This is a genomic window from Shewanella psychrophila (assembly GCF_002005305.1).
GTDB lineage: Bacteria > Pseudomonadota > Gammaproteobacteria > Enterobacterales > Shewanellaceae > Shewanella > Shewanella psychrophila.
This window is the reverse complement of the sequence record NZ_CP014782.1, coordinates 854,841-874,438: the sequence shown is the minus strand read 5'-3', so window position 1 is coordinate 874,438 and position 19,598 is coordinate 854,841. Positions and strand designations below refer to the sequence as shown.

Here is a 19,598-nt window from a genome sequence, read left to right as displayed (position 1 = left end):
TTAGAGGCACAAAATTACATGGACCATGTGTACCAACTCCTCACTCTCTTGAGCGTGCTTGCTTACTGGGTAATTATCGCTGCGATCACGGCACGGATTGTAATAAGGCGGCGCTCTATCGGCGTATCCTTTGCGTGGATGATGGTCATTTATGTCATTCCTATCGTGGGCATCGTCGCCTACCTGCTTTTTGGTGAGCAAAATATTGGTCGTACTCGGGCTGTCAGGGCTCAGAACATGTATCGTCCCTATGCCGAATGGTTTTCCCATCTATTTGAAATTCGACAATATCAACCTGGTATGCTGAGTCATCATGCCAACTCTATTGGTCTCTTATGTGAAAATCGACTAGGAATACCGCCCCTTGCTGATAATGACTTACAACTAGTCTCATCTCCCCAGTTAATTTTGACTTCCATGATCGAGGATATCAATAACGCCAAGCAATCTATACATCTGGAGTTCTACATCTGGCACCCGGGCGGCATGGCGGATGCTGTGGCCCAAGCCCTGATACTCGCGGCTCAGAGAGGGATCACCGTAAGGCTCTTACTCGACGCAGCAGGTAGTCATCAATTTTTTCGAAGCCAATGGCCCGAGAAGATGCAATTGGCAGGTATCACACTAGCTAGAGCACTCAAAGTCAGTCCTATCAGGGTGTTGTTTCGTAGAATGGATCTGAGAATGCACAGAAAAATTGTGATCATAGACAATAGCATTGGCTACACAGGCTCGATGAACTTGGTAGACCCAAGTTGTTTTAAAACTAATTCAGGTGTCGGCGAGTGGATAGATGTGATGATCCGCATCACAGGCACCTGCGTACCTTTGCTTGACGCCATTCAATCTTGGGACTGGGAAGTGGAAACCGATCAGCGTTTTTTGCCACAGAAACCTATTTGTAAACCCCATCAATCCCCTGAACAGTTAGATATGGTTCAAGTCATCCCCTCAGGGCCTGGAATGCCCGATGAGATCATTCATGAAGTTCTATTACAGAGCCTTTATCAGGCCGAGCACAAGATTGTCATCACAACCCCATACTTTGTCCCCAGTGAAAACTTACAAGTGGCCTTAATAGCCGCCGCTCACAGGGGCATATGTGTCAATATCATCATCCCTAATAAGAATGATTCCATGATGGTGGAATGGGCTAGCCGATCCTTCTTCAGTGAGCTTTTACAAGCCGGAGTTAAGATCCATAGGTTTAAGGGGGGGCTGCTACATACAAAGTCTGTGGTGATAGATGAGGCCTTCAGTTTAATTGGAACCGTTAATCTCGATATGCGCAGCCTTTGGCTAAACTTCGAGCTAACCTTGGCCGTCGATGATCTTTCCTTTACTCAAGAGTTAACTAAGTTACAACAGGAGTATATGGATAACTCAAGCTTAGTCGATTTATCACTCTGGCAGAAAAGAGCGGTTTATAAACGTGTGACAGAACAGTTTTTCTATCTGTTTAGCCCATTGCTTTAAGTTACCCAATATACGAGCACTCATGGGCTCCTGAGTGCTCGCTTTTCATTGTTATTGATGAAAACCCAGCTCTTGATAGAATGGAAACGGTTTCAAAGCTTGAATCTCTTCGATGGCCTAAAACTTAAGCCAGTTTATCTAATATCGTTTAGCAAACGTGCAAACGCTTGAAAGTACACTTTTATCCCTTGACCATTAAACCTGTATTGCGTAAAGTACGGCTCCGTTAAGGGAGAAAGCAATTAAGCCAGCTTAGTGAATCTTTTAATGATATTGGTGGGGTTAACACTTTAAACATAACGAAAATTGGTGAGTTGGCTGAGTGGCTGAAGGCGCACGCCTGGAAAGTGTGTATGGGTTTATAGCCCATCTAGGGTTCGAACCCCTAACTCACCGCCATATTCAGACGAAGCCCCAGCAGAAATGCTGGGGCTTTTTCGTTTATAAATTTATATTTTTTGAGTCTAGGTTTATCGCATATATTGGTATGCAGACAGAGAAAGCCTATAAATAGGCTTTCTCTGTGTAACAATTGCTCTGTCGGCTGCAAGCTAATTAGCTTAACTTAAACTTGCTCACTTCCTGGGCCATCTTGTTAGCGTCTTCGAGTAACACGTCATTAAGCTGGCTGAGTTCATCGGCGACATCTTGGGTATTTCGATAAGTCTCACTTATCTTGAGTGCATTACGATTAACTTCTTCTGATACCGTTGACTGCTCATGGGTCGCCGCCGCTATCTGCTCGTTCATGCTGTCGATAATACCCACCTCAGTGACGATGCGATCTAGCTCTTCACCCGCCTTATGTGACTCCGTGACACTTAGCTCAGCTTGAGCCTTGCCCTTCTCCATGGCTGTGACTGCGAGTTTAGCGCCAGACTCGAGACGCTCAGTCATGGTCCGAATATCTTCGGTAGAAGCTTGAGCACGTTGAGCTAAGCTTCTCACCTCATCGGCTACAACGGCAAAGCCTCGGCCCATCTCTCCGGCTCTGGCTGCTTCTATGGCAGCATTCAATGCCAGTAAGTTAGTTTGCTCAGCAATACTGCTTATCACCCCTAATACGCTGACTATCGATTGAATGTCATTGTCTAGATTATTGATAGCATTCGAAGCCTGCTCGATTTCGACCGCAAGCAGTTTTATGCTGGTGCCAGTCTTACTAACTTCCAAGCGTCCTTCATTGGCGTCGGTATTGGCGGCGGCAGACGCTTCAGATGCACTCACGGCATTCTGAGCTATTTCTTGTACCGTGGCACTCATCTCAGTCATTGCAGAGGCGACCTGCTCCGCCTCGCTATGGCCAATGGCCACATCTCGCTGCATTAAGGTCGCACAGGAGTCCATCTTCTGAGATGCAGTTAATAAGCTAGCGGTATTGTCCCTGACTTTTAAGATGACATTCTCAAAATCCATCATCATTTGGTTAAATGCCTTGCCAAGTTGTCCCAGTTCGTCACTGGTATCAGACTTTACGCGCAGGCTGAGATCGAAACTGGCTTGGGCTTGAGTGACCACAGAGTGCATGTTACGCAAACTCTGATGCAGATATCTTCCCAGCACAATAGATATGCCGCACACTAAGAAGCCTGACACTAACATCAGAGTGATGATGCTGTACATCAAGGTATTTGAGGCCAATAATTGCTTCTTAGTTTGACCCATTAAGCCATTGGCCAGTGATTGCTCGAATTGACTGACCGATTCGATACGCACGGTAGCTTGAGCAAACCATTGTTCCGGACTTTGGGCAGCAACTTTATCAATGTCTTGGCTTAACGCAACTTGCCTCAATGTATTAACGTCACTGAAGGCCTTCGAGTCTTGTAGGCGCTGATAAGCTTGCTGAGTCTCATCATCTGCTAGGGCTAAAAACCGTTCTTGATAGCTGTTTTGTTCAGAAATTAAGGTAACAAACTTAATGAATCTCTGTGGATCGACTTTGACTTGTCCAAACATGGAACTAAGGACTGCACGCTCGAGCCCTGCACGCTCTTTCATTTGCAAGTATGCACTAAAAGATGCAGCTTGAATGGCGATAGCCTGACTCGCCCCCTCGTGGGCCGTTTGATCGACAATGCTGAGCAAGGCCATATTGAGTCTGGTGTAGAACTGCACTTCATTAGAGACTGAAATGGATAAACTATCTACGCTATTTCTCATCCTATTCAGACTTGCCAGAGCCTTATTAACACTGGTTAATTGACGGCTAAAAGCATCGGGTAAACGGTTATCGGCAATAAAAGATTGGAATGCTATGATCTGCCTGTCAGTCGACTTTCTCTGTTTTGGCAGTTTAGCTGCAAATGCCTGACCTCCAGCACTCAAAAATCCGGCACTCATACCACGCTCTTTTTGTAATTCATGCACTAGCACACTGTTCACACTGGCCAGTTCGCTAAGCATCTGCACCTTAGATAAGCTTTGGCTTAACTGGAATTGGTTATAGACAATGGATAAGCCAAAGAAGACACACCCCAAGATGGGCGGCAAGGTAACAATAAGCAGTTTATTTTTTATGGTGAGGTTTTCGATCCATCGAATATTCATACATGATCTCCTTGACCAATATTTGGGAAAGTTTAGCAAGAGTTTAGTGCCTATTCCCTGTAACCCTTAGAAAAATACCACAAAAAAACCCTCAAATTGAGGGTTTATTAATATAGATCAAAATAAATGGCTACTTGTATGAAATATAGCTGTTTTTTTGCTGGCAACTTAACAAGTTGTATCAGGCGTTTCCTTTCACCTTCATGTTCAATTCAGCAGCAAAATTAAGCATGCGATCCAGTGGGATTAACGCACCTTCACGTAACTCATCATCCACAAAAATTTCATGCTTGCTGGTGTCTGTAGCCATCAATGATGCTTCAATCGACTGTAGACCATTCATGGCCATCCAAGGACAATGGGCGCAGCTCTTACAGGTTGCACCATTTCCACCTGTCGGTGCTTCAATAAGGATTTTGTCAGGGGCTGCCTGTTGCATCTTATAGAAGATGCCTCTATCGGTTGCGACGATGAATTTATCATTATCCATCTGCTGGGCAGATTTGATCAGCTGACTAGTCGAGCCCACGGCATCGGCAAGCTCAACAACACTGGCCGGTGATTCTGGATGAACCAAGATGGCAGCTGTTGGATGCAGCAGCTTGAGCTCCCGCAGGGCCTTAGCTTTAAATTCATCATGGACAATACAATCGCCTTGCCACATCAACATCTCAGCACCGGTCTCTTTGGCAATATAGCTACCCAGATGACGATCGGGACCCCAGATAATCTTCTTATCTTGGCTGTCGAGATGCTCGACTATATCCAAAGCAATACTCGATGTAACGACCCAGTCGGCTCGGGCTTTAACCGCAGCCGATGTATTGGCATACACCACAACCGTGTGATCAGGGTGAGCATCACAGAACGCACTAAAGGTCTCGATGGGGCAACCAATATCCAGTGAGCAGGTTGCATCTAAGGTCGGCATTAAAACCGTCTTTTCCGGGCTCAGAATTTTTGAGGTCTCCCCCATAAATTTAACCCCGGCGACAATCAAGGTCTGGGCCTGGTGATCTCGTCCAAACCTGGCCATCTCCAATGAGTCAGAGACGCAGCCACCTGTTTCCTCAGCCAAAGCTTGGATCTCGGGGTCGGTATAATAATGAGCCACGAGTACGGCATCTTTTTCGACTAATAACTGCTTGATACGCGACTTGTAACGCGCTTTTTCGAATTCGGTTAATGGAAGTGGCTTAGGCGGAAATATATATTGAATTTCTTCAATTTGTGGGGCTGAGTGACTCATCTTAAAACCAAGGAGGAATTCTTATTAGCGGGATTATACGTAAATATGATTGAAAAATTAACTAAAAATAAGCTATAAGCCATAAAAAAGAGCGCAAATGCGCCCTTTTTATTGTACAAACTATCAATTGTGAGCTACTGCATAGCCAATAACATCTCTTGGGGATGCTCTAGATACAGTTTCCAGAGGTTACAGAATCTGGCTATGGTGCCGCCATCTATGACTCTATGATCCCCAGACCAGCTGATCTGCATAATTTTACGTGCTTCGACTTCACCATTAGCGTTGAATCTCGGCAATATCTGCATCTTACCCAAGGCCACAATCGCAACTTCAGGCTTATTAATAATAGGCGTAGCTACTGTGCCGCCAAGTGCGCCTATATTGGAAATAGACACTGTGCCTTCTTTAAGATCCCCTGGACTAACACGACCACTGCGGGCAGCCTTAGTCAAACGGGTGATTTCTGTAGCAATCTCTAGTATCGACTTATCCTGCACGTCCTTAATATTAGGCACGAGAAGACCCACTTTAGAGTCTACTGCCATGCCAATATTGTGACGGCTGAAATAGGTCAACTCGGTGCAATCGGCATTCACTTTACTGTTAATCACAGGGAACTGTTTGATTGCCAGTGACAATGACTTCATAAAGAATGGCATCATAGTGAGTTTTAGCTCATCGTTTGAATACTTCTTCTTCATACTCTCGCGTAGCTTAACTAACTCGGTCAAGTCTATCTCTTCACAGTAAGTGAAATGAGGAATGGTCGATACAGACTCAGTCATCATCTTAGCCATCACAGCCTGAACACCGCGAATAGGCTCTACCCTGTTCTCACTATGGACTGACACCTGAGATGTGTTGGTCGCTGTGGAGCTCACTTCCTGGGCCGCAGAGACAGGCTCAACGTTATTTGAAGATAGGCTGATACCAGACTGATGTCGCTGGATATCTTCTTTATATACCCGGCCATTTTTGCCAGAGCCTGTAACAGTGGAAATATCGATATCTAAACTTCTCGCCATGCGCCTAACAGCAGGACTCGCCAATGCTTTTCCTTGAGGCACAGGTTCGCCAATCACACCTTGACTCAAAGTTTCACCAGCGGCTTCAACTGCCACTATAGGTACAGCATCGATAACATCATCTGACTCGACTTCTACTGCAAACAAAGGCTCATGGACTCTTGCAAGCTGACCCTTACGATAATGCAGCTTAACGATTTTTCCTGCTTTAATAGCCGGAATTTGAACCAAGGCCTTGTCTGTCATCACATCGGCAATAGGTTGATCTTCGGCCACGATATCGCCTTCGTTTACCAGCCACTCTACCAGCTCACACTCGACAATTCCTTCACCTATATCTGGCAGAAGAAACTCTTCGATGTGAAGCTGAGCACTAGATTGAACCGGTTCTGGCAGTGAAATATGTTCATCGGACTTGTGAATATTTAGCTTTTCAGATGAAGTCTCCGCCTGCTGACTTACATCAGATTGCTCCGTACCACTGATATCAACTGAATAAAGCGGTGCATGCACTTTTGCTATCTCACCTTTGGCATAGTGAAGTTTTTTGATGACACCACCATGAGGAGCAGGGATTTGTACTAAGGCCTTGTCAGTCATAACATCGGCTATGGGCTGATCTTCGCTGACAATGTCACCTTCACTCACCAACCACTCGACGAGTTCACACTCAACAACGCCTTCACCGATATCGGGAAGAATAAATTCTTTAATCATGCCAGGCTCCTAAAAATTAACCGTTGCTTTAATCGCTTCGAATGTCTTAAGCGCGTCAGGCATATATTCTTTTTCGTGGATCAAAGGATAAGGCGTATCCAAACCACAGACTCTGGCGATTGGCGATTCGAGATGAAGGAAACACTCCTCTTGTATCGTCGCTGATATCTCACCGGCGAAACCACCAGTTAGTGGAGCTTCATGGTTAATAAGTAGGCGGCCAGTCTTTTTTACAGAAGTCGCAACGGTTTCAGCATCCCAGGGAGCTAAAGTTCTTAGATCGATGATCTCACATGAGATCCCTTTCTTAGCCGCCATGTCTGCAGCATTTTCGATGATTTCCATCTGCGCGCCCCAAGCCAATAAGGTGATATCAGTGCCTTGTCTGACGACTTCAGCCTTACCGAGCTCAATCTCATAGTCTTCATCGGGCACTTCGGCAATATTGGCGCGATAAAGACGCTTAGGCTCGAAGAAGATCACTGGATTTTTGTCGCGAATCGACGCCAATAACAGGCCTTTTGCCTGATAGGCATTACGAGGCACTACCACCTTGAGACCGGCGGTCTGGGTGAAATAAGCTTCAGGTGATTGAGAGTGATAATGACCGCCAGCGATGCCTCCACCATAAGGTGTCCTGAAGGTCACACCGCCGACATTAAACTCATTACCACTTCTATATCTGAACTTAGCGGTTTCATTGACTATCTGATCAATGGCAGGAAAAATGTAATCGGCAAACTGGATCTCAGCAATGGCGACCATACCGTTAGAAGCTAAACCATTGGCAAAACCCGCGATGCCTTGTTCGGTCAGAGGGGTGTTGAAACAACGATCACGACCAAATTTTGCTTGCAGACCCGAGGTTGCTCTAAATACACCACCAAAATGTCCCACATCTTCACCGAACAGAATCGATTTTTCATTAGATTCCAGAGCAATGGATAGCGCATCATTGATGGCTTGTAACATATTAATCTCAGCCACGACTTAGAGTCTCCCTTTACTATTTGGATAGGAATCCGGGTATTTCTTAAGATGTTTCTTAAGGTCTTTTAACTGTTGTTGAAGACGAGGGGTCGGCGTGTCATATACGTCTTCAATTAAGGTATCAAGCATAGCCATAGGCAGCTTCTCTGCTACTTTTAACTCTGCAAGGACCTCTTTACGATATTTCTCGTACATTTCAGCATCTTGCTTCTCGGTTAACCAGCCCTTATTGATCATCCATAACTTAAAGCGCTTAACGGGATCATGCTGTTGCCACTTAGCTTCCTCATCTTTAGAACGATAACCCGATGGATCATCCGATGATGAGTGAGCACCCAGACGATAGGTCATGGCTTCAATTAATACAGGTGCGTTATTCTCTACCGCATAGGCACGGGCCTGCTGAGTCGCAGCGAGTACCGCCAACATATCATTACCGTCGACGCGAATTGTATGTATCCCGTAACCAGGGCCGCGGCTGGCAATACCATTACCACAGAACTGCTCACTTGTTGGCGTCGAGATAGCGTAACCATTGTTACGACAGAAGAAGATGGTGGGTGATTTAACTACGGCAGCCATGTTTAAACCGGCATGGAAATCACCTTCAGACGCTGCGCCCTCACCAAAATAACAGATGGCGATGTTACGCTTTCCTTGCATCTTGAAGCTATAACCTACGCCTGTTGCCTGTGGGATCTGTGTGGCTAAGGGAGACGAGACTGTTTGATAATTAAGTTCAGCACTGCCGTAATGGATCGGCATCTGCCTGCCCTTACCGAGATCTTTTTCATTACTGAACAATTGGTTCATAAATTGCTCAGTGGTAAAACCACGATAACGAATAGCCGCATGCTCACGATATTGCGCCAATATCACATCACCATCATCTAAAGAAGCCGTGCTGCCTATGATAGAGGCCTCTTCACCGGTACATGTCATATAGAAGCTGATACGACCTTGCCTCTGTGCACCCAACATACGTTCATCTAAGACGCGTGTGAACACACAAGTATCATAGATTCGATGAGCCAATACTTCATCAATTGCAGGCAGTACAGCGTTATCATAAACGGTTCCGTCGGCTTGCAATACTTTAAGAATAGGGATGTTAACTGATTCCCTGTCGAGAAAACTGACACGATGGACAGTCTCGTTATCGCTTGTTGCGTTGCTCATACTATATCTCTTATCAGCTGAGTGCTTTGTTATGAGTTGACCCGCTCTCATGGAGCGGATCAGCAATTCTTGTAATACGCGGGAAAGACATTACGTTAACGTAAACTTGCAATCAACCGTTCTAAAGACCTAAATAAAAACTAACGGTTACTCATGGCGTATGTTTAGCTTTACATGCAATGGAGATTTTACCCCGTTCCAGACCAAGGTTAAGCAATATTATCGGTACTGGCAGGTTTTAGACATAAAACGGTTCTCTGTCCAACCGGTACTTTAGCATTGGGGAACACGATGGCCTCGACTTCATGCTCGACCTTGATATTCATCCCACCTTCTTTCGCTAAGATGTAACCTTTAGGGAAAGCAGTAAAATTTTCAACATCATTGGCGAAGGTAAATTCAAAATCATCGAAGCCTTTGTTGATCGCACGGCAAACCTGATAAAGGTGAACCTTGTTCACATCGAATTTTGCCAACTCTAAGTCTTGATTGGTGATCAAGCGATTCAACATCTCTCTTAAGGCGATAAAACGTGTCATGTCATTCTGGCCAAAGGGCAAGACTTTACCTAGCTCTATGGTAAATGCATCGGCTTGGTAATTCTTTGAAGAATAATAGCTAAAGGTGGTGGTCGGTTCATGATGGAACAAAACTGTATCTATGCCACAAGCTTCAAGATACATGATCTGCTCGGCGCTATACTTGCGACCGGGGCGATAAGGATAGATAGCGAACTTTTCATGTTTTGAACCTCGAATGGCCGTATGCAGATCGTAATGAATTCTTTGCTCAGTTGCACTAGACGCCGAAAAGAACTTATCGACGTAAAACTCGAGTTTTTTCGCTCGAATACGCTCAGGGTTAATCAGCCCCTCACCCGCAGAGTGTGCACCGTTAAATAGACGATTTAGGTTTTCTTCGATAAAGCGGGTGCCGTTGATGATTGCTGGCGGATTACCAAACAAAAACAAGACTCTTTGCTTGGTAATGACCTTTTCCTGTAGCAGGTCCTTTATCAGGTCATTACAGAGCTCGATGGGGGCTGTTTCGTTACCGTGTACCGCACAAGAGAGGACAATATCTTTTCCTTCTGCATGCTTTGGCTCAAATACGATAACTCCCGTATCCCACACTTCTACATGAGTGTGTTCGCCTATAGAAAAACTACCGCTTTCATCTATATGATGTGGGTTATCTAAAGTAAATTTTAAAAAGTCTTGTGACTTTATGAGCGCCTGTAGCACAAAATTCTCCTTAATTGTTCTCACAAGCGAATTGCAACTCGAAACGGCGCAATTTCATGCAAGATCCTTTAATTTTATTCCGAAAAATCTATTGCTTAGAATAATAACACTTAACCCCTACGTCAGCTATTTATCGGGGCATCAAATAATACCTATTTACCTATTGCAAAAGATAACCATTAAGTACAAACTACAGACTTCTAGCCATCCAGACGTTTGAATAGGTATTTATTAGAGTCAATCGCGCTAAGTGAATTGCTGGTAGTAAATGGTTCAGCATTGCCTCTAGCAATGCAAACGATAGTTAATCTAATACAAGTTCAAGAGGTCTATATGGCAATTGCGACATTTGGTGCAGGGTGTTTTTGGGGCGTTGAGTATTTTTTCAATGAGATTGCAGGCGTCAAGCTGACGGCTTGTGGCTATATGGGTGGTGACAATGCGACCAACAGCTATAAGGAAGTTAAAACTGGTCAAACGGGGCACGCCGAAGTTGTCCAGGTGGAATACGATGAAGCCTTAGTCTCTTATCAAGACTTGCTCGATGTGTTTTGGCAAAACCACAACCCGACGACACTCAACCAACAAGGGGGCGACATAGGCTCTCAATATCGCAGCGCCATTTTTTTCCACGACAATCGACAGAAAATGATTGCTGAGCAGTCGAAACAGACGCTAGTTAATAGTGGTAAATGGGGAGAAAGACAGATAATCACGGAAATAGTCCCAGCACTTGAATTTAATCGCGCCGAAGAATATCACCAGAATTACCTGGAAAAGAACAATCTCCCTAGCTGTCATATCTCTTTTTAATATAAGTTCCTAGCACTTAAGCACTTAAGCACTAGGAACAAGCAACGAGCCTGTTAATCCCACCTTTTAACTCAGGAGTGCATCGATCATGGCTTGTGCCTCATCGATGACTTGCTCCAGATGAGCCAGGCTGATAAAGCTTTCGCCGTAGATTTTGAACAGGGCTTCGGTGCCTGAAGGGCGAGCCGCAAACCAAGCATTTTCAGTGATCACCTTAATCCCACCTATGTCAGCCTTATTACCTGGCGCCTTTGTCAGTACAGTTAAAATCGACTCTCCCGCTAAAATTTCGGTGCCTAAGGTTCGGGTATTCACATCATTCTTCAAGACTTGGGCAAACTTAGCCTTCTTATCGGCTTGTACCGGACTGTCGACTCTCTTATAAAAACTCTCGCCATGTAACGCCACAAGTTCTTGATATCTCTTAGCCGGCGTCTGACCTGTTACGGCAAGTATTTCAGCAGCCAGTAGTGCGAGAATAAAGCCGTCTTTATCGGTACACCAAGTCGTACCATCACGCCTCAAGAATGCCGCACCGGCGCTCTCCTCTCCCCCAAATGCAAAACTTGCATCGGCGAGACCATCCACGAACCATTTAAATCCAACAGGCACTTCACACAGTGGCTTAACATGCTGAGCACAGACTTTGTCAATCATGGCGCTAGAGACTAAGGTTTTACCTATGATCAAACTATCAGCCCAGTTAGGCCTATGAGTCACTAGGTAATCGATGGCCACGGCCAAGAAGTGATTGGGGTTCATTAACCCAGAACCGGGACACACGATACCGTGTCGGTCATAATCAGGGTCATTACCGATACAAAGATCAAAATTATCTTGCTGCTTTAACAAACCCGCCATGGCATAAGGTGAGGAACAGTCCATGCGAATTTTTCCATCTTTATCCAGTGGCATAAAACTGAAACTTGGATCGATTCGAGTATTAACTAGGCTGATGTCTACATCATAACGCTTAGCAATCTTAGACCAATAATGAATACCTGAACCGCCCAGAGGATCGACGCCGATGCTTATGCCCGAATCTGAGATGGCCTGCATATCGATAACAGAATCTAAATCATCCACGTATGGCATAATCAAGTCTTCAGCTTTCACTAACGGCGACGCTATGGCATAAGCATAATCGAGGCGTTTAACCCCTTTGAGCCCATCGCCGAGATAATAGTTAGCCTTTTGCTCTATCCATTTAGTTATCTCACCTTCCGCTGGGCCTCCATGTGGCGGGTTATACTTGATGCCTCCATCTTGAGGGGGATTATGGGAAGGCGTAATAATAAGACCGTCGGCTAATGCAGGCTTAAGTGCATCTAGCTGTTTGTTCGCTTGAATGATCGAGTGAGAGACTACTGGTGTTGGCGTAAAACCATCATCTCGATGAATGATGACATTAATCTCGTTTGCCACCAGAACCTCGATAGCAGTAATAAATGCGGCTTGTGACAATCCATGAGTGTCGATCCCAAGATACAAGGGGCCAGTTATTCCGGCTCCATTACGGTGATCGATAACCGCTTGAGTGATGGCCAAAATATGCGCTTGATTAAAACTGCCCTTCAGTGAGCTGCCACGATGACCTGATGTGCCGAAGCTGACTTTCTGCTCATCCAATTTAATATCTGGCTTAATGCAGAAGTAGTGACTCATCAACTTGGGAATATTCACTAAGTCCTGTTGCTCTGCAACCAGCCCTGCTCGCTCATGAATGCTCAAACTCGTATCCTTATGCGTTGAATAAATGATGGGTAAAAAAAAACTGAATTCATACTCAGATGATTTCAGCTTATTGCAGGCCTATGACATTAATGCGATAGGCTACAGATTATTTGTAATCGCCTAAATGTATACTTCAACCGTGCCATACTGTTGCAAGACTTAGGTCAGAATATGACATAAATGAGAAAGGTTACAGATTATTAGTAATCGCCTCAATTTGCGCTTCAACCGTGCCATACTGCTGCAGGACTTCGGTCAGAATATTTCGCTTCTTGGCGGTATTATTGTTGGTCGTCACCCAAAAGCCGCTTTGGCCTATCTCTTTTGGATTTGCCGATTTACTGGCCTTAAGCAATGATTCTTTTGATGTCGCAAAATAGAGTCTATCTCGCCCCTGTATCTGTAACACTTGAGAAAACTGCTCTGGTGCGGCGCGGTACACAGCCTCTAAAATAAATAGGAAGCGACCCACGGCCCCTTTCTGTGCCGCAAGTTCGTCAGTGTCTATGCACTGAGAGAAGTCATTATTAACTTCCGGCTTATGACTAGCTAGTACCTCGGTTTGAGGCTTAGCTTGAGTCGACTCCATTCCGGGATGGCTTATCGTTTCGGGCATATCATGATTAATAGACTCGACATCTAGCCCAAGCAAGCGGCGCAGGATATCTGAAGCACTCTCACCAATACGCTCTGTCTTACCGGCAATATGGCGATATAGCTCTTCATCGACCTCGATATATTTCATGACCTTAATCTTCCTTAAGTGAAATTAATTAATTTTCTGCCCGCACTGAACATTGTTGCTTTTCTTGTTTAAATCAACGTTCAACTGCCTGCTGCAAGTGTATGCCAACTCATGGCTTATAATAAAGTGCCAAACGGCTAAAATTGACAGAGATCGTAATTAGATCCTAAAAAGATGTCGAGTTTGCTCAAAAAGACGGCAAGTGTTAGCGCGTTATCCGAGTATGATTGTAAAATTAACCCGTTTGCAGGCACAATCTGCACTCTTCAAACCGTCTACAGGATCAAGCATGCATTATATCTCTTCTGGCCAAGGTTCCGCTGTGATCTTAATTCATGGCCTTTTCGGAAATCTTGATAATTTAAAGGGCCTGGGAAGGAACCTGGAAGAGAGACATAGAGTGGTGCGAATCGATGTACCCAACCATGGACTCAGCCCCCATTGGCAAAAAATGGATTACCCTTTGCTGGCGCAAGCCGTCATTGAGCTTATGGACAGTTTACAAATAGAGGCTGCGCATATTCTTGGCCACTCCATGGGAGGCAAGGTAGCCATGGCTACGGCACTAAGTTATCCGAATAGAGTGACCAGTCTAATTGCCGCAGATATCGCTCCGGTCAGTTATGAAGAAAGACATGAGAAGGTTTTTTCAGGGCTTGAAAATATCGATCTCATCGGCTTAAAAAGTCGCTCTGATGCACTCAAACAGCTTTTAACAGCCGGATTAGATGAAGGCACGGCTCAGTTTTTATTAAAAAACCTATCGCGAACCGACGAAGGCTTTAACTGGAAAATGAACCTTGCAGGGCTAAAGTCTTGCTATAAAGACTTAATCGCTTGGCACAATGACATCGAAGCCGACGCATTTTTACAATATAGAAAGCCCACCCTATTTATACGTGCCGGCGACTCAGATTATGTCACAGCAGAACATAGACAGGCCATCATAAGTCAGTTTCCTCAGGTTCAGGCTAAAACCATTGAAGGGACGGGTCATTGGCTCCATGCGCAAAAACCCGCCATTTTCAATCGAATAGTGATCGACTTTCTCGCTAAACATGACGGTAAATAATGGCCTTAGGGCACTATCCATATAGCGGGCACTGCTCAACTATGGTATATTCGCGCCTCTTTTTGGCCTGAAGAATTGATTTATGTTGTCTCAGTACATGGTACAGATTGAAGCAATAGGTTTAGACCTATTCTTTGCAGCAATTTTTTTCTTTATCGGCATGGCAATTCATGACGTACTGAAACAAGGTAATGTCCCTAAATTTGGCCGTATTATTGTTTGGTCTGTGCTATTTCTCGGCTGTGCCGGATTTATTGCAAAAGGAATGATTCAGCTGTTTTGGGAAGGCGTAGGGTAAGACTGAACCAATGGCAAAAGAAACATCAGATAGAACCACAATCGATCTATTCGCCACAGAGATACGTCGCGGTCGTCCACGTAGTAATCCACTACCTAGGGATCAGCAGCTTAAAATCAATAAGCGCAATCAGATCCAACGCGATAAAGCGAACGGTTTAAAGCGAATAGAGTTAAAGGTGTCACAAGATTTATACGACGCCTTGAATGAGAAGGCTTTGGCCAGTAATATCAGCCGCAGCCAATTAATCGAACTAATATTGCAAAAGCAAGTCGACGCCTGACTGCTCTTGTTAACGATAAACATATAGCGAAATAGATAAAGGAAAGACAATGGCAACTGTAGGTCTTTTTTTCGGTAGTGACACAGGTAACACCGAAGCCATCGCCAAGATGATCCAGAAAAAACTGGGTAAAAAAATGGTCGAAGTCAAAGACATCGCCAAGAGCACCAAGGAACAGATAGCGGAATATGATCTTCTCATGTTCGGTATTCCTACTTGGTATTACGGTGAAGCTCAGTGTGATTGGGATGATTTTTTCCCGGACTTAGAGCAGATCAACTTCGAAGATAAACTCATAGCCATCTTCGGATGTGGCGATCAGGAAGATTACGCCGAGTACTTTCTTGATGCCATGGGCATGGTCAATGAAATCGTAGAAGGCCGTGGCGGTATCGTCATAGGTCACTGGCCAGTCACAGGATACGATTTCGAAGCATCTAAAGGATTAACAGAAGACGAGAAACACTTCGTCGGTCTGGGTATCGATGAAGATAGACAACCTGAGCTGACCGAAGAGCGAGTCGATGCTTGGGTCAAACAGATCTACGAAGAGATGTGTCTGGCTGAATTAGAAGATTAACTCTTCTTTCAACCCATACAGCCTAAAAGCGGTGACTAGCAATAGCACCGCTTTTTAATGTCTGGAACATTGATCATAGCCGCTCCATATCAGCCTAACGAATGAGTAGATCATGACTAAGCCATCATCCCCTGCCAAGCACTGGGACATCTTTTGTACTGTTATCGACAATTATGGTGATATTGGTGTTACTTGGCGTCTAGCCAAGCAACTGGCACACGACTTCGATATCGATGTCAGACTCTGGGTAGACGATCTCAATAGTTTCGCCCATATACTGCCAGAGCTCGATACAAAATTAACCCAGCAAGAGATTGAGAAAGTTGGGATATATCATTGGCGAGAACCTTTGGCTGAGCAATGGCATCCAGGGGAAGTGCTTATCGAAGCATTTGCCTGCACCTTGCCATCACAGGTGATTGAGAAGTTAACTGATATCGATAATCCACCTAACTGGCTCAACTTAGAATACCTGAGCGCCGAGCCCTGGATAGATAGCTGCCATGGTTTACCCTCTCTGCAATCCAATGGGATCAGTAAGCATTTTTACTTTCCAGGGTTCACACCAAGCAGTGGTGGCTTGCTCTGTGAACATGGTTTATTCGAGGAAAGAGAAAAGTGGCAAGCCGACCCAGAAAATAAGGCTCGCCTACTTGAAGACTTAGGCATCGAAGACGTAAACAATAAAGACATTTTAATCAGCGTCTTTAGCTATGAAACTACATCGCTCTTGAGTCTGTGCCAATCGTGGCAACAAGGAAAAAAGAAGGTTCATGCCCTTATTCCCATGGGCCGGAGCCTTAACAGTCTCAGAACCTTAGTCCCTGATGGACTGAACTTAACGTCAGGAGATTCGCTGAAGTTAGATTCACTGACTTTACATATCTTGCCCATGACAGATCAGCAATCTTACGATCGTTTGCTTTGGAGTTGCGATTTCAACATAGTGCGTGGTGAAGACTCCTTTGTCCGTGCCCAATGGGCCGCTAAACCATTTATTTGGCATATATATGGCCAGGAAGACGATGCACATTTGGATAAATTATCTGCATTTAGTTCTCTTTACACAGCCTCGCTGGATAAAGAGACTGGAGTCACCTGGTCAAGGCTTAATCTGGCATTCAATAAAGAAGAGGATGAAACAGCCGTTAACATGTGGAAAAAGTTACATGAACGCCGCACCTTAATGGATAAGCACGCTATAAAATGGCCCAAGTCGGCATTAAATGACACAGATTTGGCAACTCGACTAGTGCAATTTGTCAAAAAAGGCTAATATTCTGCGCTGAAACAAATTGTCTGTGAATATTAGGAATTAAATAAATGAAAACAGCTCACGAAATGCGAGTCGGTAATGTGCTCATGGTAGGCAAAGACCCTATGGTCATTCTCAAGTCTGAAACTCACAACTCTGGCCGTTCAGCTGCTGTTGTGAAGATGAAGCTGAAAAACCTACTGACAGGTTCAGCGACAGAAACCGCATTTAAAGCCGAAGATAAATTAGAAGACATCATCCTTGAGCGTTTAGATTGTACCTATTCTTACTACGCCGACCCTATGTATGTATTCATGGATGAAGAGTTTAACCCCTACGATGTAGAAACCGAAAATGTAGGTGATGCGATTAACTATATTGTTGATGGCATGGAAGATATAGTCCAAGTTACTTTTTATGAAGGTAAGGCTATCTCAATTGAGCTGCCCACTACTGTCGCACGTGAAGTTGGTTACACAGAGCCTTCGGCTCGTGGCGATACTTCTGGAAAAGTAATGAAGCCAGCGACATTACTTGGCACTGATTTCACCTTAACTGTTGCCGACTTCGTCAAAACAGGTGACATGATTGAAATTGATACTCGTACTCATGAGTTTAAGAAACGCGTATAGCTAATTCTTGTGGGGCTCGCAATCCTAATTTATGAAGGACACATGAGCGCCAAAGCGTCGACTATTTGAAGCCAGTGACACACTCACTGGTTTTTTATACCTCACATTTATATTCCGGTTTATATCAATTGGTATTCATGCTCAAGGATGCACCATTACTTCTATTAACATTTAAATCATCGATTAGATAAAAACTCTAAATATTGCGTAAAACTAAGTACATTCCCCTAATCACTTTATCACCATTGTAAGATTTAGTTATAATGACTAGAATGTTTTTCTGGTTACTTCCAAAAACTCGCCATAAATAACTTCTCAAATCGCTACTAATTCGTTATTGTCCAAAGACTTTATGCGTTATTCGCTTTCATGGAACACAAAGCCGTGTTTTTGAGAATTTTAGAGGTTAGAAAGTGCGACCAATAATCAAATCGAACAAGCTAGATACCGTCTGTTATGACATCAGGGGCCCGGTACACAAGGAAGCCAGGCGACTCGAAGATGAAGGCCACAGAATTTTAAAGCTTAATATCGGTAATCCAGCCCCTTTTGGTTTTGAAGCCCCCGAAGAGATCGTTCGCGATGTTATCTTAAATCTGCCCAGCGCCCAAGGCTATTGTGAGTCTAAAGGTCTTTTCTCTGCCAGAAAGGCCATTGTGCAGCATTATCAGTCCCAGGGGATCTTCGGTGTCGACATCGAAGATATCTATATCGGTAACGGCGTATCTGAATTAATTGTGATGGCCATGCAAGGCTTGTTGAATTCAGGGGATGAAGTATTGATCCCTTCTCCGGATTACCCGCTCTGGACAGCTGCTGTTCACCTATCTGGCGGCAATGCCAGACACTACCGCTGTGATGAAGAGTCTGACTGGTTCCCCGATCTTGAAGATATCAAATCTAAGATCACACCAAGGACCCGAGCCTTGGTTTTAATCAACCCCAATAACCCTACTGGAGCCGTGTATTCCAAAGCACTATTAATGGGCGCGGTTGAGCTATGCAGACAACACGATCTCATCCTGTTTGCCGACGAGATTTATGACAAAATCTTGTATGATGAAGCTCAGCATATTCCAGCGGCGAGCTTATCCGATGATATCTTGACCGTCACCTTCAACGGTCTATCAAAATCATACCGAGCGGCAGGTTTTCGTGTCGGTTGGATGATGCTATCGGGTAACCTTAAAGCGGCCAAGAGTTATATTGAAGGCTTAGAAATGCTGGCATCCATGCGCCTTTGCTCCAATGTGCCTAATCAGCATGCTATTCAAACAGCGCTGGGAGGATATCAGAGCATCAACGAGTTGGTTATCGATGATGGACGTCTCAAGGTACAACGAGATACCTGTATAGAGCTACTCAATCAGATCCCAGGCATCAGTGTCAAATGCCCCAAGGGTGCCATGTATGCCTTTCCTAAGCTAGATGCCAAGAAGTTCAATATACGGGATGATGAGCGTTTAGTATTAGATTTGCTCAAAGAGAAGAAAATCTTACTGGTTCACGGAACGGCATTTAACTGGCCTGAGCCGGATCACTTACGGGTCGTCTTCTTACCCCACAAGGAAGATCTCGAGAAAGCCTTAACTGAGTTTGGTGAATTTATGGATGGTTATAGGCAATAATCCCCATAGATATAATGACTTTACTATCGACATGAAACCCAGTGGGGATTTTTATGTCGATTATTTTCTCTGGTTCAAAGAGAAGATCTTCGAATGTATAGCTGCTGGCTCAGCATTCCTCTTAT

17 protein-coding genes and 1 tRNA gene are annotated in these 19,598 nt (G+C 44.6%); 10 read left to right on the top strand and 8 right to left on the bottom strand.

Annotation, left to right across the window (positions count from 1 at the left end; all coding sequences use genetic code 11):
• Positions 1 to 18 precede the first annotated feature (18 nt).
• A complete protein-coding gene (gene cls, locus sps_RS03890; RefSeq protein WP_077751331.1) occupies positions 19 to 1,476 on the top strand; it encodes a cardiolipin synthase in 1,458 nt (485 codons plus the stop codon).
• Positions 1,477 to 1,784: 308 nt separating this feature from the next.
• Positions 1,785 to 1,875, top strand: a tRNA-Ser gene (locus sps_RS03885).
• 156 nt (positions 1,876 to 2,031) lie between these two features.
• Here the strand turns inward: sps_RS03885 and sps_RS03880 are convergent.
• The 6 genes from sps_RS03880 to astE all read right to left on the bottom strand — a co-directional run bounded on the left by sps_RS03880 (position 2,032) and on the right by astE (position 10,433).
• Complete coding sequence (locus sps_RS03880) at positions 2,032 to 4,026, bottom strand: methyl-accepting chemotaxis protein (protein ID WP_077751330.1); 1,995 nt, start codon at positions 4,024 to 4,026, stop codon at positions 2,032 to 2,034.
• A gap of 181 nt (positions 4,027 to 4,207) precedes the next feature.
• A complete protein-coding gene (nadA, locus tag sps_RS03875; RefSeq protein WP_077751329.1) occupies positions 4,208 to 5,275 on the bottom strand; it encodes a quinolinate synthase NadA in 1,068 nt (355 codons plus the stop codon).
• Between the two features lie 134 nt (positions 5,276 to 5,409).
• Entirely contained in the window at positions 5,410 to 7,020 is a 1,611-nt protein-coding gene (locus sps_RS03870; RefSeq protein WP_077751328.1) for a dihydrolipoyllysine-residue acetyltransferase, read from the bottom strand.
• A gap of 9 nt (positions 7,021 to 7,029) precedes the next feature.
• Positions 7,030 to 8,007: an alpha-ketoacid dehydrogenase subunit beta gene (locus sps_RS03865; protein ID WP_077751327.1), complete on the bottom strand. Its 978-nt coding sequence runs from the start codon at positions 8,005 to 8,007 to the stop codon at positions 7,030 to 7,032.
• Positions 8,008 to 8,010: 3 nt separating this feature from the next.
• Positions 8,011 to 9,189, bottom strand: coding sequence for a thiamine pyrophosphate-dependent dehydrogenase E1 component subunit alpha (locus sps_RS03860; RefSeq protein ID WP_077751326.1), 1,179 nt, complete (start codon positions 9,187 to 9,189; stop codon positions 8,011 to 8,013).
• Between the two features lie 209 nt (positions 9,190 to 9,398).
• The gene (gene astE, locus sps_RS03855) at positions 9,399 to 10,433 is read right to left on the bottom strand and encodes a succinylglutamate desuccinylase (protein WP_077751325.1); all 1,035 of its coding nucleotides are present in this window, start codon (positions 10,431 to 10,433) and stop codon (positions 9,399 to 9,401) included.
• A gap of 333 nt (positions 10,434 to 10,766) precedes the next feature.
• On the opposite strand from astE, the gene msrA reads away from it, so the two are divergent.
• Complete coding sequence (gene msrA, locus sps_RS03850) at positions 10,767 to 11,246, top strand: peptide-methionine (S)-S-oxide reductase MsrA (RefSeq protein WP_077751324.1); 480 nt, start codon at positions 10,767 to 10,769, stop codon at positions 11,244 to 11,246.
• A gap of 66 nt (positions 11,247 to 11,312) precedes the next feature.
• On the opposite strand, the gene pgm is transcribed toward msrA, so the two are convergent.
• The gene (gene pgm / locus sps_RS03845) at positions 11,313 to 12,977 is read right to left on the bottom strand and encodes a phosphoglucomutase (alpha-D-glucose-1,6-bisphosphate-dependent) (protein WP_077751323.1); all 1,665 of its coding nucleotides are present in this window, start codon (positions 12,975 to 12,977) and stop codon (positions 11,313 to 11,315) included.
• Positions 12,978 to 13,170: 193 nt separating this feature from the next.
• A complete protein-coding gene (gene seqA, locus sps_RS03840) occupies positions 13,171 to 13,725 on the bottom strand; it encodes a replication initiation negative regulator SeqA (RefSeq protein ID WP_077751322.1) in 555 nt (184 codons plus the stop codon).
• Positions 13,726 to 14,014: 289 nt separating this feature from the next.
• On the opposite strand from seqA, the gene sps_RS03835 reads away from it, so the two are divergent.
• From sps_RS03835 to sps_RS03805, 7 genes are all read left to right on the top strand, one after another.
• On the top strand, positions 14,015 to 14,797 hold the full coding sequence (locus tag sps_RS03835) for an alpha/beta fold hydrolase (protein ID WP_077751321.1): 783 nt from the start codon (positions 14,015 to 14,017) through the stop codon (positions 14,795 to 14,797).
• 82 nt (positions 14,798 to 14,879) lie between these two features.
• Positions 14,880 to 15,095, top strand: coding sequence for a DUF2788 domain-containing protein (locus tag sps_RS03830; protein WP_077751320.1), 216 nt, complete (start codon positions 14,880 to 14,882; stop codon positions 15,093 to 15,095).
• Between the two features lie 10 nt (positions 15,096 to 15,105).
• On the top strand, positions 15,106 to 15,378 hold the full coding sequence (gene ybfE, locus sps_RS03825) for a LexA regulated protein (RefSeq protein ID WP_077751319.1): 273 nt from the start codon (positions 15,106 to 15,108) through the stop codon (positions 15,376 to 15,378).
• Between the two features lie 49 nt (positions 15,379 to 15,427).
• A complete protein-coding gene (gene fldA, locus sps_RS03820; protein ID WP_077751318.1) occupies positions 15,428 to 15,958 on the top strand; it encodes a flavodoxin FldA in 531 nt (176 codons plus the stop codon).
• Positions 15,959 to 16,070: 112 nt separating this feature from the next.
• Complete coding sequence (gene earP / locus sps_RS03815) at positions 16,071 to 17,234, top strand: elongation factor P maturation arginine rhamnosyltransferase EarP (protein WP_077751317.1); 1,164 nt, start codon at positions 16,071 to 16,073, stop codon at positions 17,232 to 17,234.
• 47 nt (positions 17,235 to 17,281) lie between these two features.
• A complete protein-coding gene (gene efp, locus sps_RS03810; protein WP_077751316.1) occupies positions 17,282 to 17,845 on the top strand; it encodes an elongation factor P in 564 nt (187 codons plus the stop codon).
• Positions 17,846 to 18,258: 413 nt separating this feature from the next.
• Positions 18,259 to 19,473 carry a pyridoxal phosphate-dependent aminotransferase gene (locus sps_RS03805; protein ID WP_077751315.1) on the top strand — a complete coding sequence of 405 codons (1,215 nt, stop codon included), beginning with the start codon at positions 18,259 to 18,261 and terminating at the stop codon, positions 19,471 to 19,473.
• Positions 19,474 to 19,598 lie beyond the last annotated feature (125 nt).

What these genes read in the sequence shown, in the direction of transcription:
- cls (WP_077751331.1), top strand. Translation starts at nt 19, where the DNA reads ATGGACCATGTGTACCAACTCCTCACTCTCTTGAGCGTGCTTGCTTAC.
- sps_RS03880 (WP_077751330.1), bottom strand. Translation starts at nt 4,026, where the DNA reads ATGAATATTCGATGGATCGAAAACCTCACCATAAAAAATAAACTGCTT.
- nadA (WP_077751329.1), bottom strand. Translation starts at nt 5,275, where the DNA reads ATGAGTCACTCAGCCCCACAAATTGAAGAAATTCAATATATATTTCCG.
- sps_RS03870 (WP_077751328.1), bottom strand. Translation starts at nt 7,020, where the DNA reads ATGATTAAAGAATTTATTCTTCCCGATATCGGTGAAGGCGTTGTTGAG.
- sps_RS03860 (WP_077751326.1), bottom strand. Translation starts at nt 9,189, where the DNA reads ATGAGCAACGCAACAAGCGATAACGAGACTGTCCATCGTGTCAGTTTT.
- msrA (WP_077751324.1), top strand. Translation starts at nt 10,767, where the DNA reads ATGGCAATTGCGACATTTGGTGCAGGGTGTTTTTGGGGCGTTGAGTAT.
- seqA (WP_077751322.1), bottom strand. Translation starts at nt 13,725, where the DNA reads ATGAAATATATCGAGGTCGATGAAGAGCTATATCGCCATATTGCCGGT.
- sps_RS03835 (WP_077751321.1), top strand. Translation starts at nt 14,015, where the DNA reads ATGCATTATATCTCTTCTGGCCAAGGTTCCGCTGTGATCTTAATTCAT.
- sps_RS03830 (WP_077751320.1), top strand. Translation starts at nt 14,880, where the DNA reads ATGTTGTCTCAGTACATGGTACAGATTGAAGCAATAGGTTTAGACCTA.
- ybfE (WP_077751319.1), top strand. Translation starts at nt 15,106, where the DNA reads ATGGCAAAAGAAACATCAGATAGAACCACAATCGATCTATTCGCCACA.
- fldA (WP_077751318.1), top strand. Translation starts at nt 15,428, where the DNA reads ATGGCAACTGTAGGTCTTTTTTTCGGTAGTGACACAGGTAACACCGAA.
- earP (WP_077751317.1), top strand. Translation starts at nt 16,071, where the DNA reads ATGACTAAGCCATCATCCCCTGCCAAGCACTGGGACATCTTTTGTACT.
- efp (WP_077751316.1), top strand. Translation starts at nt 17,282, where the DNA reads ATGAAAACAGCTCACGAAATGCGAGTCGGTAATGTGCTCATGGTAGGC.